The sequence below is a fragment of the Neobacillus sp. K501 genome (genome assembly GCF_053749995.1).
The window spans coordinates 58417-73937 of the sequence record NZ_JBSLYA010000015.1 but is presented as its reverse complement, the minus strand read 5'-3'; the positions used below and the strand labels follow the sequence as shown (position 1 = coordinate 73937).

Below are 15521 nucleotides of genomic sequence, written 5' to 3'. Positions count from 1 at the left end.
CCTTTCACGGCGGTAACACGGGTTCGAATCCCGTAGGGGTCACCATTTTGGAGGATTAGCTCAGCTGGGAGAGCATCTGCCTTACAAGCAGAGGGTCGGCGGTTCGATCCCGTCATCCTCCACCATATATGTGCCGGGGTAGCTCAATTGGTAGAGCAACTGACTTGTAATCAGTAGGTTGGGGGTTCAAGTCCTCTCGCCGGCACCACTTATTTCATTATTTGCTCGACGATAGAGCTGGATGGGATAACAGTACGAGCCATTAGCTCAGTTGGTAGAGCATCTGACTTTTAATCAGAGGGTCGAAGGTTCGAGTCCTTCATGGCTCACCATATAGATATTGCGCCCGTAGCTCAATTGGATAGAGCGTCTGACTACGGATCAGAAGGTTATGGGTTCGACTCCTTTCGGGCGCGCCATATAACGGGAAGTAGCTCAGCTTGGTAGAGCACTTGGTTTGGGACCAAGGGGTCGCAGGTTCGAATCCTGTCTTCCCGACCATGCGAGTTTATTATATTTGGAGGAATACCCAAGTCCGGCTGAAGGGATCGGTCTTGAAAACCGACAGGCGGGTTAAACCGCGCGGGGGTTCGAATCCCTCTTCCTCCGCCATATTATTTTTAAAAAGTAAATATTTATCATCGTCGCAGGGTGGAGCAACGAGCGTTGCTTCAATGAATAATCTGCGAGTTGTATCAATCGAGCTGCTACTTGAGTAAGCTTGCTGAGATTGATACAGTCCATACAAACTATGGGCAGGAACAAAATAGTTTTTATTATTATCGTCGCGGGGTGGAGCACGTTCGAATAATCTTCTTCGAATCGTCTACAGCGCACCGATTGAGCCGCAGCATGAATAAGCCTTCTGAAATCGGGGCGGTCTTTCAAACTCGGGGCAGGAACAAAATAGTTTTTATTATTATCGTCGTGGGGTGGAGCACGTTCGAATTATCTCCTTCGAATCGTCTACAGCGCACCGATTGAGCCACAGCATGAATAAGCCTTCTGAAATCGGGGCGGTCTTTCAAACTTGGGGCATGAACAAAATAGTTTTTTATATTATCGTCGCGGGGTGGAGCAGTCTGGTAGCTCGTCGGGCTCATAACCCGAAGGTCGCAGGTTCAAATCCTGTCCCCGCAATTTGGTCCGGTAGTTCAGTTGGTTAGAATGCCTGCCTGTCACGCAGGAGGTCGCGGGTTCGAGTCCCGTCCGGACCGCCATTTTTATCCCAGCAGGTTACACTGCTGTTGATATATATCTAGTGTGGCTCAGTAGCTCAGTCGGTAGAGCACGATCGAGTAAGCTACTATGAATAAGCTTCAGCGTACCCATTGAGCTGCAACTTGAATAAGCTATCTGAGATGGGGACGAAGGTTTAACCACATTAAATGTTTAGGGAACAATTCCAATAAAGGCTCAGTAGCTCAGTCGGTAGAGCAAAGGACTGAAAATCCTTGTGTCGGCGGTTCGATTCCGTCCTGAGCCACCTTTTTAATTGAATGCCGTAATAAATTCCATATGGAGGGGTAGCGAAGTGGCTAAACGCGGCGGACTGTAAATCCGCTCCCTCAGGGTTCGGCGGTTCGAATCCGTCCCCCTCCACCATAAAAAATTTAAAAACTTTGTAAAACGCTTATCAGGCGTTTTTTTGTTTTTTGGCGGTATTTTACAAATTATAGGGAAATTTGTCTAACAACTATTATATTAAAAAGCAGGAAATCACCTCATATAAGCTGAACTTAACAATATATATTCTCATTCTTAAGAGCATCCTTTTGAATGGAATGTTCGTTATTTTGAACGTTTTGGGGTGATATAGTGGTTATTCTCTTTCATTATTTATCTGCACTGAATATTTTTGACGCTTTTATTACCTATTTTGGCTTGAAAAACTCGATAATCGAAGAAATGAATCCGCTCATGAATTACGTATTTGAAACGCATCCAGTACTTTTTATTTTTATTAAACTAGCATTTTCAGTATGTTTATACCTGTTTATATTTTTTAAAAAGGTACCAAGTTCGTCCCTAACGAAGGGATTAACCATTTGTGCCTCAAGTTTTTATACCGTGGTTTTCTTTCTCCACTGCAGCTGGCTTGTGGAACAAATTTAGCCAGATAAACTCTACTATTTTTTAGGAGAAATACGATATAATAGATTTGTAAATAGATAGAAAATTTAAAATGTTTAACTACAGATGAATATGGCATAGTAGGAGGGAACATTTTGAAGAAAAAGTTTAAGTTAGCGGGGCTTGTAATCGTAGTGGCAGCTTGTATAACTGGAATCTATTATTATTGGAGCAGTGAAGATGAGCGGGCGAGGATAGCAGAGATAGACAGTAAAACGTCTAGCGAAGTTCAGGACGAAATCGAAAAGAGCTTTACCTCGCAAACACCACAAGCAACGAAGGAGAAGTATGAAACATTTAGTGAAGGACAATTGATACAGGAAGTACATGATATGTCTCATCAAAAGGTACATGCCGATCAAAAATGGGGAGCTTCAGAAATTACGGAAGATAAGGTTTTGCTATTAATAGAAGCAATTAAAAGCACTCAATTTGAGAAGGAAAGCACGAAAGACATGCTTCTTGCCACACTTGAGTCATGGTCAGTGGGTAATTTCAGCAATGCCGTAAAAGATCACAATCTAATTTGGGCTTATCAAAAAGGGAATGTAGGCAAAGCCACTCGTTTGCTAACCCCACAAGAAGAATTGCAATACATAGAAGAAAAATTCAGATAAAACAATAAAAGCAGCCAAACAATAGGGAATTGTGACCCTATGTTTGGCTGCTTTTTTTTAAAATTAATTTACTTTTTGAATACGGCCTTCAGCGTTATATTCAAAAGGTGTTGGGAGTGATTTGACAAAATCAACAGTAGCTTGTAAATCTTCTGGACCAACTTCTAAACCAGTGGCAAGGGCATTTATCCCATAACTTGCATTGCCATACATATAGTTGTTCACGACAACAGAATATTCCTGGGTTGGATCAATTTTGCTGCCATCCGGTAAAAAGATATCAACAATTTTTCCAGTTGAAGTGGCTGTATCATAAGTGTACGTATACTTGAATCCAGAAATATGGAAGTCGAGACCTTTTGCGGTAATTTGTCGGTCTAATACCGCTCTTAAATCAGCACCACTAAGATTGATTTTATTTAACACGTTTCCAAATGGCTGAATCGCGAATAAATCTCCAAATGTCACTTCACCAGCATCAAGCTGTGCACGAACACCGCCGCCATTCATTAATGCAAAATCCGTTTTCATTGAGGCTTTCATTCCATCTGCAATCAAGTTTCCGAGTCCAGTATCACCGATTACAGCTGTGTGAGACGGATAGCCTTTTGCTAAGGTAGTTGACAAGTTACCAACTACTTCTGCTTTCATTGGTGCAACCATGTCTTCATACTTTTTCATAATCGCTGAAACCGTAGGGTCCGGAATGTAGTCAGACTGATAAACCGTTACAACTTCTGCTTCCTTTTTGATAATTTCACCAGTTTTTGGATCAAGTTCAAGATCAACATCAGAAAAAGCAGAACCATAAGAATACGCTTGGACAATTAACTTGTTATCTACTTCTCTATCAACATACGTATGGTTATGAGCAGCGAAAATAACATCCACTTCATCATCTACTTTTTCAGCGATGGCAGAAGCATCAAATAAATCCGTATAGCCTGTTTGTGCTGCTGGGTTATGGGCAAGTACGATAACAGCTTCAACTCCTTGCTCTTTTAACTCAGCTGTATATTGGTTGATAGCTTCTACTTCATCTGTTATTTTTAAACTTTCATTGCCTTTTGTAACAATCATATCTGGAGTTTCTTGTGTTACTACTCCGATAAAGCCCACTTTCTGCCCACTAACTTCTTTCACGACATAAGGTTCCGTGATTAATTTACCTGTGGATGTGTCGTAAGCATTTGCGGCAATAACAGGGAAGTTCATCCCGTCGTAACCTTTTGTTCCCTTTGGATGCTCACCGCCATTGATCATTCGGCGTAATTCGGAAATTCCCTCATCAAACTCGTGATTTCCAAGGGTACCGACATCAAAGCCCATTGCTTCCATCACTTCAACGGTCGGCTCGTCCTGGAATAGTGCCGAAACTAGCGGACTTCCGCCAATCATGTCCCCTGAGTGAACAAGCAAGGTATTTTTATTCGTAGCCTCACGGTCTTTGATAGCTGCAGCTGTATACTCCATGCTTCCAGCAAGTTGGGTTCCTACTTTCGTATCTGTATCCAGCTGACCATGCAAATCATTTAAGCCCAAAAGTTGTAATTTAATAGGTGCAGCCAAGTCTAATTGAAAAATACCAAAGCCCGCTGCATCTGTTTTTCCAGTATAGGAAATGTTACTGCCTTCTTTAATGTAAGCTTCTGCTTTTGGTGATGTAGTAAATGTTACATTGACATTGCCTTCAATTGGAGCAATCGACCAGTTGTTATCGGCAGTAGGCGTAATTTCTTTCATTTCTGTAATATAATCCATTAAGATTTGACGGTTTTCATCGGCTGAATCAACGACAAGTTCGCTTCCTTTAACACCAGGGAAGTTACCGCCTCCGCCGGCACGATAGTTATTCGTGACAACGATAAAGTCTTGATTTGGATCTACTGGTTGGCCGTTATAGGTTAGATTCACGACACGACTTGATTCTGGGTTAATAACTTTTCCTGCTGGGTCATATTTTGCAGGGGCCGTAACATCAATTTGATATTGAACGCCATCGATTACGTCAAAGTTATACACTTGGAATGACGGGTTTAATAAAGGCTGTTCTTCTGTTTTGTTAGGATTGATTTGATTGAATTTACCAGCTGTCATTTCAATCCACTCTTTAACGATGGAACCGTTGACCTTGATCGCTTTTAACGTATTGTCATAAAGATATAAATCACCGGCACTGCGGATCGTTAAATCGCCAGCTTGAATTTCTGTATACTCGGATACTCCGTTGCGTCCAGCTTTGAATGGTGCTCCAACAGAAAGAATTGGAAGATCTTTGTATTCTGGTTTGCTTTGAGCAATATATTTTTCGACGAACCATTTCTGTGCATTTGTGACTACTTGGATGGAAGGGTCATCCTGCACTAGGGAAAAATAGCTGTGAATATCATCCGTTGTTTTACCAATAGGAGTATTCACGTATGTTACCGTTGCTTCATGATCTGGTTTTACTGCATCCATAATCGATTGAACCGGATCAACCGCTCGTTGCGTTACTGTTTTTCCTGTAACAGGATCTTTTTCATCTTTAAAAATCTCACGTGTAGAAGATTGCGAGTTTTCAACCGCCCATTTACCTTTTACTTTTACTAGCTCAAGGTCAATAATTCCAAGTGAACCGCCGCCGTAACCAGCTTGTACCGCAGGAACACCATTAATGGTTCCTTTTTCATTGTCGACACCTTGAAGTGGCTGACCGTCCGCACCTTTGAACAATCCATCAAGTGCACTTACAGATTTTGCTGGGAAAACTTTATGTGTGTGCGAGAACGTAATCGCATCAATTCCAGGAACTTCACTTAAAGCATAAATAACATCCTCAGAGTTGTCTTTCTTGCCACTGAAGCCAGAGTGGGTCATCGCAATGACGACATCCGCGCCTGCTTCTCTCATTTGTGGAATAAATTTCTTTGCTGTATCAACAATGTTCTTCGTAATGACTTTACCGTCAAGATGGGCTTTGTCCCACTCATTGATTTGCGGAGGAACGAAACCGATAAAACCAACTTTAATGACATGCTTATTTCCATGCTCATCCACTACTTTTTTGTTGATGATTTTATAAGGAGTAAATTTATTCTGATCATTGTTAGGATTATTGTCCTTGTCGTCTACATATACGTTTGCATTAACAAAAGGGAAATTCGCATCATCATAAGCTTCCTCGAGAAAATCAAGGCCATAGTTAAACTCATGGTTTCCAAGTGTAGCCATATCATAGTCCATTTGGTTCATCGCTTTGAAAACCGGGTGAACCTCCCCGTCTTGAAGTGGATCAATTTTGGCGGAATAAGTTCCAAGTGGAGTACCTTGAATTAGGTCACCATTATCCACTAATAGGGAGTTATCGGCTTCCGCACGGGCTGCATTTACAAGTGCAGCCGTACTTGCTAATCCGACTTTCAGATATTCTGCATTTTTGTAATAGTCATAGTTTAATAGATTTGTATGCAAATCTGTTGTTTCCATAAGTCGAAGTTCTACTTTAGATGTTTTTGGTGTCATCATTTTTTGTTCTGCACTTACGTGTGAAGCTGAATAAAAAGGTGTTGCTAAAAGTGTTAGTGCCAATGATGTGGACATTATTTTCTTTGCCCTACGTAGTTGTTGCTTTTTCAACCTTATACACCATCCTAGGAAAATAGTATTTTTGCTTAATGAAACGGCAAATTTCATTTGAAAAATTTGCAGTCTATCATACATTCGTTTCATACATTAGGATTTATGTCCTTATTATTAATAAAATTTTTCTTTTTTCGATCATTTTCTTTTATATTGGGGTTAAATGAAAGGGGAAGAAGCCCTAGGAAAAAAGTGGGGAATGAGTTTTGGGTTGTGGGGAGTTAGAAAAAGAAAAGTCAGTTCATACCATTAATACTTGGAGAGGCTTGAACATATGTTTAGATAAAGGATTGCGATAAAGGGAGAGGTAAATGGCTAGAAAAACGATACGATCACAAGGAATGATGGTTGGAATTTTACTGATTATCACCCTGATTATTTTGTTTCTGTTGATTAAAGGGGCTTTCTTTTCAGCAGACAAGCAGGCGGTAGCCTTGGTGGAGGAATTTTATCAATATGAGCAAGCAGGAGAATTCTCCAAGTCTTGGTCACTATTTCACTCGGCCATGAAGGAAAAATTCACAAAAGGCCATTACATCCAAGACCGGGCACATGTATTCATGAACCACTTCGGCGTAGAAACCTTCACCTATACACTAGAAAAACCAGAGGAAGTAAAAACATGGAAAATGTCGAAAACAAGTCCTTCCCTGAAAAACGTCCACAAAATCCTCGTCACCCAAACCTACAAAGGAAAATACGGCAACTTCGACCTAAAGCAGGAAGTCTACGTAATTGAAGAAAAAGGGAAATGGAAGATTGCTTGGGATTATAATCAATAAGTGCGATACCTAAGAGCGGTGTCAGTGCGGTGACTCAGTGCGGTGCCTGTCACCTTCCGTGGACAGTTTTTTTTTTCTCAAGACAAGTGTATAAATGATTGTATAATGGGGGATGAAATGTATAAACGGTGACAGGCACTGTTGTTGGCGCCGTTGACGAATGGAATTTTATTGGTTATAATTATCTTGAATTCGAGATAATTTGCTTTACAGACACTAATAGGGGGGTTCTTTCATGAAATTATTAGGGTTGCATCATGTGTCGATTTTGACGGGGAAGGCAGAGAGGAACTTCCAGTTTTATACGAAGATTTTAGGTTTAAGGCTGGTTAAGAAAACGGTGAATCAAGATAATACAGAGTCTTATCATTTATTTTATGGCGATGCAAAGGGGAGTCCGGGGACGGAGATTACTTTCTTTGATATTCCAGGGCTCGGATCTACGTACCCAGGTGTTTCTAGTATTTCTTCGACATCTCTACGGGTAAGGGATACTGCTGCTTTACATTATTGGGAAGAGCGTTTTAAGAAATACAATATTCACTACGAACCAATTGCCAAAAGAGCAAATCGTGATTCGCTAGCATTCCAGGATTTTGACGGTACACGTTTAATCTTAGTTGCAGATAATGGAGAAAATGGAGTTGCTGCCGGTGAGCCTTGGGATGGAAGTGATGTACCGGTGGAGCATGCGATTATTGGCCTAGGGCCGGTAACCTTAACCGTTAAAATAGCAGACCCAACTGTCGGTGTTCTAACAGAAGTGATGGGCTTTAAACAAGTGGGCTCATACCCTTCGCTTGCTGGTGACTTCCCAGATATACTTGTGTTTGCTACTGGCGAAGGCGGTCCGGGTGCTGAGGTGCATATTGAGACGAGATCAGATCTGCCGCGAGAAAGACCCGGCCGGGGAAGTGTTCATCATGTAGCTTTCAGGGTTCCCAATGAGGAGGAATATAATTATTGGGCTGAAAGAATCTCCTCATTTGGACTAATCAATTCAGGTAAAGTGGAACGTTATTACTTCAAAGCGCTCTATTTCAGAGAACCCAATCATATCCTATTTGAATTATCAACGGATACACCGGGGTTCGATGTTGACGAGCCAATTGAAACCTTAGGAGAAAGTTTAGCTTTGCCGCCGTTTTTAGAGCCACGACGAGCCGACATCGAAGCAAGATTGCGGCCATTAGATTTAGAGATCGAATAAGGAAATAAAAGACAAGGACCAAAACTCCGGCACTTGTCTTTTATTTTTTACAACGGCAAAGACAGGTATCACAACTGTACGCCTGAGGTGGACACTGTACACGAGAGGTGCCTGTTACCGTGATTTTTCAACACTCACCTTCCCAGAGAAGAAGGTTGCGCCACCGCCCATGTCGGCAATTCGGTCGGGGGTTAGGGAGTTTACTAGTTGTTTCGTATCTTTTAAGTTTGCCCAGAGGCCTTGGCTGACGAGTACGCCTGGCAGGACGTTGTCGCCGACACTAACAAATAGTTCACATTCCCCGCGTTCGTTCCATACACGTACCATTTCTCCATCCACAATTCCAGCTTCAACCGCATCCTTTTGATTCATATGTAGCCTCGGCACTTTTTCAAGGCTAATGTGTTTTTGATTGTTTGAAAATGTAGAATTTAAGAAATTATGATTGGGGCCAGGAACAAAATGATAAGTGTGATCCCCATCCTCGTTGACCAAGGGAATATAGCTAGGCAATGGTGGATATCCAACCTTTTGCATTTGCTCCGAATACAATTCAATTTTCCCGCTTGGCGTCGAAAGTTTACCAGGAAACAACGGCTTAACTATTGCTTTTAAAAAGTTTTGCTCTACCAATGCTTCATACTGGATGCCCTCTAAATAAGGATTGCAAGGGTTATCAAGCGCCTGCCGGATCATCTCTCCTTCTGTCTCCTCGAAGGATGGTTCTTCAAAACCCATCCCCTTGGCCAGAAGGCGGAAGACATTGACATTGGATTTTGACTCTGCAAACGGCTCCATGACTGGCTGCTGAATTTGAATATAATGATGCCAGTATGACGTATAAATATCCGTGTTTTCAAAGGAGGAAGTAGCTGGTAAAACAATATCCGCATATTTGGCTGTCTCTGTTAAGAAAAGATCATGAACAACTAGAAATAAATCCTCGCGCTCAAGTCCCTGTCTCACTTTGTTCCCTTCTGGAGCTACCACAGCTGGATTCGTACCGTAAACATACATAGATTTTATCGGCGGGGTTGTATTCAATAAGGTATCGCCCAGCCGGTTCATGTTGATCAATCTTGTATTTTTATTTTTAAGTAAATCCGGACGCTGGAGGCTTGCTGAATTGGTTGCTAGGTAACCAGAATTACCTTTAATCGCTCCCCCGCCTTTCACAGCCCACTGTCCAGTCAGGGCAGGAAGGCAGGAGACTGTGCGGACAAACATACCGCCATTGTCATGATGCTGCGGTCCGTTTCCGATGCGAATAAAGGCTGGTGAAGTTTCCCCGTACATCCGCGCCAGCTTATAGATGTCTTCAACCGGGACACCTGTAATTTCCGAAACGACCCCAGGGTCATAAGTAACGACATGTTCTCGCAGTTCGTCATAGCCAACCGTATAGGTTCGTAAAAAATCCTCATCCACCATATTCTCAGCAAATAGAATGTGCATGATTCCAAGAGCAAGTGCGCTATCGGTACCTGGTAAAATCGGAATAAACCAATCTGCTAATCTACCGGTTTGATTTTTATGAATATCAATAACCACAATTTTGGCGCCGTGTTGTTTCCTGGCTTTTTGAGCAAGAGCCACCTGGTGCATATTGGTGCTCACTGCGTTAATCCCCCAAAAGATAAACAGCTTTGAATGAATGGTATCTTCAGGGTCGATTCCGAAGCTGCCGCCCATCGTATATTTATAGCCAACTGAACCAGCGGAGTTACAAATCGTTCTATCTAGCTGTGAAGCTCCTAAGCGATGGAAAAAACGCCGATCCATCCCTTCGGCAGAAAGCAAGCCCATGTTCCCATAAAAGCTATAAGGAAGAATGCTCTCTGGACCGTTAGTTGCAACAAGTTCTTTCCAGCGTGAAGTAATCGTATCAATCGCTTCCTCCCAACTGATCCGTTCAAACTTCCCTTCCCCCTTAGGACCAGTTCGTCTCAACGGATATTTCAAGCGCTTCTCATCATAAATCCGCTCCGTCATATTTCGAACCTTATTACAAATATTCCCCTTCGTCACAGGATGATCAGGGTCACCCTCAACCTTCACAATCCTTCCATTTTCCTTATGTACAAGCAACCCACACTGATCTGGACAATCCAACGGACAAACAGAACGAAAAATACCATTTTCTTTCATGACTAACCCACCTTTATGCATAAATGTATAATTGGTGACAGGCACCGCAAATGTACACTGTCCACCTCAGGCGGACAGTTAAGTAGAAGATTTATAGATTTTTGGGATGATCTTGATTTTGTATTATCATACGATGGATTAGGGGGGGGGATCAAGTGAATTAGGGTGGATGAGACAGGGTTGTGTTTTAATAATTAATTAAAGGCTGGTCAAAATCATAACGTGATGATTTTGACTCAGCCATTTTTTTTACTTTATAACTGCACCGGTTCCTGGTCCGGCGTAAATTTGGACTTTCCCTAATTGATCAGTCTGAATAATATAGACATGAGGCTGCGTTTCACCTAGGATTTCATATTGCAGGCCGCCAAATTTGCTTGGCCTTAATCGGGTTGGCAAGGCATTTTGCTTAATTGGAGTGACATTTAACGGATACACCCTCCACGTGTCGGCATCTGCTGGCAGGTAAAGTGTTCTTTTTCTAGTGGCGGGAACAGCCTGTGAAGGAGCAGGAGCTGGTGTGGGAGCAGCTGCTGTTGGAGTAGGTGCAGGAGAAGGAACTGTATTTCCTGAATGTTGAAGATTGTATATTTTAGCAAGCCCATTTACATGCCCGCGTGCAGCATTTTCTATCCAGTTTGGATCTTTCATCTTGGCGGCATCACTGGCATTATCAATAAAACCGTTTTCAGTTAATATCGCATCCATGGCCGATTCCCGGATGACATGAAAATCAGCCTTTTTTGCTCCTCTATCGGATAATCCAATGAGCTTCATGACTTCTTGGTGGATGACACGCTGCATATCTGCTGTCCGTGAGCGATCGGTGAGGCCGTTATAAATATAATCCTCGTAGCCCGTACCTCTACCGGCATTAATATGGATGGACAGATAGAAATCTGCTCCCCAAGCATTCGCCATATCAGTCCTCTGTTTTAACGAAACCGTCTGATCTCCTGTTCGGCTCATTTTGACTACTGCATTTGGATATTCATTTTGCAAAATATCGCGAATCCTTGTGGCAATTGAAAGTGTTACATTTTTCTCGGATAGACCGTTTCCGACAGCTCCCGAGTCTGATCCCCCATGTCCGGGGTCAATAAAAATTTTTACCATTTTCATCACCTCATGATTTTTATATGTCAGAAGCTGTGACAACGTGAGCAAACCGCTAAGAAATAGGTAAATGGACTTAAAAATCTCCTGAAATGAATGTAAATGTCTATACATTTAAAAGTAATTGTATATAATACTAGTTAGATAATCTTATTTTTTAAAAGAAAATAATCGTTTTGATATTATTGATGGAAAATTCTAAGCTCCATCATAACGGTTTTCATAGTTTAATAGTATGGTTACGGAATTATTGCCGTACGTAGAAAAAGATGTTAAATGTAGGGCTAGGTGGTGTTCAAACTGGTTAAATATCAGGAAATTTCGAATGAAATGCGAAAGCGGATTTTTGATGACTATTATCCCTCGGATCAGCCGATTCCCGATGAAATTTCGCTTGCCAATCAATTTTCATGCAGCCGCATGACGATGAAAAAAGCCCTTGATATCCTTGTCATGGAAGGGATTTTGTTTAGGAAACGCGGACACGGGACCTTTATCGTCAAAGCCCCGTTACAGAAAAATAAAGTTCATGTAGCAAGCAAAGAATCATTAGGATTAACGCAGTTAATTAAGGAAATGGGAAAGAGTGTTACCAGTCAAATCATTCGATTTGAGGTGAAGTTTCCAACCGAGGAAATTGCCGCTCATCTTACCATTGATGTCGACACTCCGATTTACGATATTATTCGATTGAGAATGGTTGATGGCGAGCCGTATGTCATGGAGCATACCTATATGCCAACGAATTTAATCCCAGGAATCACGGAAAAGGTGCTGAGTACCTCCGTCTATTCCCATATAAATGAAACGCTTGGATTAACAATGGCCGGTTTGCATCGAAAAATAAGAGCCTGCAAACCGAATCAGCTTGATATGGAATATTTAAGCTGTTTACCAGATGATCCGATTCTCGAAGTCGAGCAAGTGTGTTATTTAAACAACGGTATTCCTTTTGAATACTCTTTTTCCAGACATAGATATGATAAATTTGAAATTACAACGGTCAACATAAGACGCTGATTGAAGGAGGTAAGACAGGTATGTTATTTGGCGGTATTGAAGCGGGGGGAACGAAATTTATTTGTGCGGTCGGGGACGAGACAGGAAAGATTATTGAAAAAATACAAATCCCCACAACTGTACCAAATGAAACAATGGATCAGGTGATTCATTTCTTTAAGAAACATCCATTAAAAGCCATCGGAATCGGTTCATTTGGACCAATCGATGTGGATCAAAATAGCAAAACCTTTGGTCATATTACAACCACTCCGAAAACGGCGTGGAAGGAATTTCCTCTCATGCAAACGGTGAAAGAGGCATTCCCCGTCCCAATAGGCTTTAATACGGATGTCAATGCCGCCGCTTTAGGTGAGAGCAAATATGGAGCAGCAATGGGATTAGACAGCTGTTTATATATTACGGTTGGTACAGGTATTGGCGCAGGTGCGGTTGTGAACGGTCAAATACTGCAAGGGTTGTCTCACCCTGAAATGGGTCATATTCTGATTCGCAGACATCCAGAGGATGATTTTAACGGGAATTGCCCTTATCATGGAGATTGTCTTGAGGGTCTAGCTGCTGGTCCCGCCATCGAAAAACGCTGGGGACAAAAAGGAGATAGCCTCCAAGCTCAGTCACAGGTATGGGAGCTCGAGGGATATTACCTTGCACAGGCACTAATGCAATATATTCTCATACTCTCCCCGAAAAAAATTATCCTTGGCGGCGGGGTTATGAAGCAAAAGACGGTTTTCCACTCGATCTACCATCATTTAAAAGAGATGATGAATGGGTATGTCCAGCTGCCTGAATTAACAGAGTACATCGTGAGTCCGAGTCTTGGAGATTCAGCCGGAATTATCGGTGCTCTCGAATTAGCAAAAATAGCCTTTGAAAAGGAATAAAATGATTAGCGCACGTGGTACTTGACGATCGTTTAGTGAGAGGTGTGATAGGATGTTAAATCCTCGGTTAACAGCTATTTTACGAGAATTAATGAGAGCTAGGTCTGCAATCACCGGTGAAGATTTAGCATCCATTATTCAAGTAACATCACGAACAGTCAGAAATGATATGAAAGAGCTAGATTCGGTTCTTGCCCGCAATGGGGGCTCGATTAAATCTGTTAGAGGGACAGGCTACGAACTCATGATTCAAGATGATCATGCTTTCAAAGAATTTTTACAAATTCACTTTCAAAATGAAAACGGTGCCAGCCCGGCAACTCCTGAAGACCGGTTACGGTACTTAATGAAGCGGCTTCTCTTAGCGGAGGATTTTTTAAAAATAGAAGATTTGGCGGATGAGTTATATATAAGCAAATCTACGATTCAAAATGATTTCCGAGATGTAAAAAGAATGCTTGAAGGCTATGGAATTGCTTTTGAGGCACGTCCTGGTTATGGAATCCGCTTGGTGGGTGATGAGGTTAAACTTCGTTTCTGTATGTCAGAATTTATCTTTAACCGAAATGACTATCAAGGGTATCTATCTGATCAGGAAATGTCTATTCTTCCAGCGGATCAAATGCTCGGGATTCAACAGATTATTTTAGATCAAATGAAAGAGTACTCCATTTCTCTTTCAGATATCGCTTTAGACAATCTTGTCATCCACATTGCAATTGCGTTTAAGAGAATTGAAAATGGTAATCATGTCAGCTTGCCTGCGGAAGAATTAATAAACGTTGAAAAAACGAGAGAGTATTTCGTAGCAGAAAAAATGATTGGTTATCTCGAGGCGGAATTAGCTGTTATTTTTCCAAAAGTAGAGGTTGCCTATATTGCCATGCACTTATTAGGGACGAGAATGGTAGCGCATATAAGTGGAGATGAATTCGAGCATCAGGGATTTATTCATAATGAAACCACCGAGTTATCGGTGAAAATTTTAGAAGAAATTGAACAGGAGTTAAATCCTGGTATTCTTCAGGATAAAGAGTTGGTGATTGCCTTAAGCTTACATCTTAAACCAGCAATCAATCGCTTTAAATACGGGATGAATATTCGAAATCCAATGCTGAGTGAGATTAAGCTCAATTACCCTGTTGCTTTTGAAGCGGGGATCATTGCGGGCAGGGTGGTTCAACGAGAAACAGGGATTACCATAAATGAAGATGAAATTGGCTACTTAGCGCTCCATATTGGCGCAGCGTTAGAAAGGAAAGAGATGAATGTCCTTCCGAAGCGCTGTCTAGTCGTTTGTGCCTCGGGTATTGGCAGTGCTAGGCTGTTATCCTATAAGCTTCAATCGAAATTTGGTCCAAGAATTGATATTGTCGGGACAACGGAATATTACAAACTGAAGGATTTTCCATTTGATTTAATTGATTTTGTCGTTAGCACGATCCCAATCCGTGATATCTTGCCTGTACCGGTCATTGAAGTGAACACTTTTCTTGGAGAAGGTGACTTACAAAGAGTACAATACGTGTTGAAGGACCAATCAGAGCAGTCTCCTGATTTTATTAAAGAAGAATTAATTTTTCTTCAGGAAAAATTAGATTCAAGGGAAAACACGCTGCAATTTTTTCAAAAGAAACTACTAAAACTCGGTTTAGTGGATGAAACCTTTTTAGATTTAGTGCATGAACGAGAGGCTATTTCTCCGACCTCCTTTGGCAATCTTGTAGCGATTCCCCACCCGATTTCGCCAGTGACGGATTCTACCTTTTTGGCGATTTGTACACTGCAGAAGCCAATCGATTGGGGAGGGAAGCGGGCCCAGTTTATCTGCCTATTAAGTGTTGAGAAAAATAGCCATCAGGATTTTCAGAAGATGTATGATCTTTTAGGTACAGTAGTCGATGATGGTGCTAAGGTCCAAAGACTTTTAAAATCGAAATCCTACAAGGAATTTATTAAATTTTTATTTGAATAAGGTGACATAAAA

Annotated in this window: 9 protein-coding genes, 10 tRNA genes and 1 pseudogene; 17 read left to right on the top strand and 3 right to left on the bottom strand. The window is 41.6% G+C overall.

The genetic code is table 11. The annotated features are described in order from the left end of the window. Positions 1 to 49: 49 nt before the first annotated feature. The 12 genes from ACWM35_RS23380 (at position 50) to ACWM35_RS23325 (ending at position 2750) form a co-directional block, all read left to right on the top strand. Positions 50 to 125: transfer RNA gene (locus ACWM35_RS23380), tRNA-Val, on the top strand. 7 nt (positions 126 to 132) lie between these two features. Continuing rightward, a tRNA-Thr gene (locus ACWM35_RS23375) sits at positions 133 to 208 on the top strand. A 48-nt stretch (positions 209 to 256) separates the two neighbouring features. Beyond that, a tRNA-Lys gene (locus ACWM35_RS23370) sits at positions 257 to 332 on the top strand. 10 nt (positions 333 to 342) lie between these two features. Continuing rightward, positions 343 to 419: transfer RNA gene (locus ACWM35_RS23365), tRNA-Arg, on the top strand. Between the two features lie 5 nt (positions 420 to 424). Next, positions 425 to 501, top strand: a tRNA-Pro gene (locus tag ACWM35_RS23360). An 18-nt stretch (positions 502 to 519) separates the two neighbouring features. Then, positions 520 to 612 (top strand) — tRNA-Ser (locus ACWM35_RS23355). 454 nt (positions 613 to 1066) lie between these two features. Further along, a tRNA-Met gene (locus ACWM35_RS23350) sits at positions 1067 to 1140 on the top strand. 3 nt (positions 1141 to 1143) lie between these two features. Then, positions 1144 to 1220, top strand: a tRNA-Asp gene (locus ACWM35_RS23345). Between the two features lie 193 nt (positions 1221 to 1413). Then, a tRNA-Phe gene (locus ACWM35_RS23340) sits at positions 1414 to 1486 on the top strand. Between the two features lie 34 nt (positions 1487 to 1520). Next, positions 1521 to 1605, top strand: a tRNA-Tyr gene (locus tag ACWM35_RS23335). A gap of 213 nt (positions 1606 to 1818) precedes the next feature. Beyond that, on the top strand, positions 1819 to 2115 hold the full coding sequence (locus tag ACWM35_RS23330) for a DUF5658 family protein (RefSeq protein WP_454821308.1): 297 nt from the start codon (positions 1819 to 1821) through the stop codon (positions 2113 to 2115). Positions 2116 to 2228: 113 nt separating this feature from the next. Next, positions 2229 to 2750, top strand: coding sequence for a DUF6241 domain-containing protein (locus ACWM35_RS23325; RefSeq protein WP_454821307.1), 522 nt, complete (start codon positions 2229 to 2231; stop codon positions 2748 to 2750). A 63-nt stretch (positions 2751 to 2813) separates the two neighbouring features. On the opposite strand, the gene ACWM35_RS23320 is transcribed toward ACWM35_RS23325, so the two are convergent. Then, on the bottom strand, positions 2814 to 6368 hold the full coding sequence (locus ACWM35_RS23320) for a bifunctional 2',3'-cyclic-nucleotide 2'-phosphodiesterase/3'-nucleotidase (RefSeq protein ID WP_454821305.1): 3555 nt from the start codon (positions 6366 to 6368) through the stop codon (positions 2814 to 2816). 314 nt (positions 6369 to 6682) lie between these two features. Here ACWM35_RS23320 and ACWM35_RS23315 point away from each other — a divergent pair, with 314 nt between their 5' ends. Continuing rightward, positions 6683 to 7153 (top strand): hypothetical protein, encoded by a 471-nt coding sequence (locus ACWM35_RS23315; RefSeq protein ID WP_454821304.1) that lies wholly within the window; start codon positions 6683 to 6685, stop codon positions 7151 to 7153. 235 nt (positions 7154 to 7388) lie between these two features. Next, complete coding sequence (locus ACWM35_RS23310) at positions 7389 to 8363, top strand: ring-cleaving dioxygenase (RefSeq protein ID WP_454821303.1); 975 nt, start codon at positions 7389 to 7391, stop codon at positions 8361 to 8363. Positions 8364 to 8477: 114 nt separating this feature from the next. Here ACWM35_RS23310 and ACWM35_RS23305 read toward each other — a convergent pair whose 3' ends face one another. Then, positions 8478 to 10511: a molybdopterin-dependent oxidoreductase gene (locus ACWM35_RS23305; protein ID WP_454821302.1), complete on the bottom strand. Its 2034-nt coding sequence runs from the start codon at positions 10509 to 10511 to the stop codon at positions 8478 to 8480. A 576-nt stretch (positions 10512 to 11087) separates the two neighbouring features. Then, a pseudogene (locus tag ACWM35_RS23300) lies at positions 11088 to 11627 on the bottom strand (N-acetylmuramoyl-L-alanine amidase family protein); the annotation flags it as partial. Between the two features lie 300 nt (positions 11628 to 11927). Here ACWM35_RS23300 and ACWM35_RS23295 point away from each other — a divergent pair. Genes ACWM35_RS23295 through ACWM35_RS23285 form a run of 3 tightly spaced genes read left to right on the top strand, consistent with a single transcriptional unit; the run spans position 11928 to position 15509 of the window. Beyond that, positions 11928 to 12647: a GntR family transcriptional regulator gene (locus ACWM35_RS23295; RefSeq protein ID WP_454821312.1), complete on the top strand. Its 720-nt coding sequence runs from the start codon at positions 11928 to 11930 to the stop codon at positions 12645 to 12647. A gap of 20 nt (positions 12648 to 12667) precedes the next feature. Continuing rightward, entirely contained in the window at positions 12668 to 13534 is an 867-nt protein-coding gene (locus ACWM35_RS23290; RefSeq protein ID WP_454821301.1) for an ROK family protein, read from the top strand. 52 nt (positions 13535 to 13586) lie between these two features. Beyond that, positions 13587 to 15509 carry a BglG family transcription antiterminator gene (locus ACWM35_RS23285; RefSeq protein ID WP_454821300.1) on the top strand — a complete coding sequence of 641 codons (1923 nt, stop codon included), beginning with the start codon at positions 13587 to 13589 and terminating at the stop codon, positions 15507 to 15509. Positions 15510 to 15521: the final 12 nt, after the last annotated feature.

Excerpts from the sequence above, each read along its gene's own strand:
- ACWM35_RS23305 (WP_454821302.1), bottom strand. The coding sequence starts at position 10,511 with ATGAAAGAAAATGGTATTTTTCGTTCTGTTTGTCCGTTGGATTGTCCA.
- ACWM35_RS23310 (WP_454821303.1), top strand. The coding sequence starts at position 7,389 with ATGAAATTATTAGGGTTGCATCATGTGTCGATTTTGACGGGGAAGGCA.
- ACWM35_RS23315 (WP_454821304.1), top strand. The coding sequence starts at position 6,683 with ATGGCTAGAAAAACGATACGATCACAAGGAATGATGGTTGGAATTTTA.
- ACWM35_RS23285 (WP_454821300.1), top strand. The coding sequence starts at position 13,587 with ATGTTAAATCCTCGGTTAACAGCTATTTTACGAGAATTAATGAGAGCT.
- ACWM35_RS23290 (WP_454821301.1), top strand. The coding sequence starts at position 12,668 with ATGTTATTTGGCGGTATTGAAGCGGGGGGAACGAAATTTATTTGTGCG.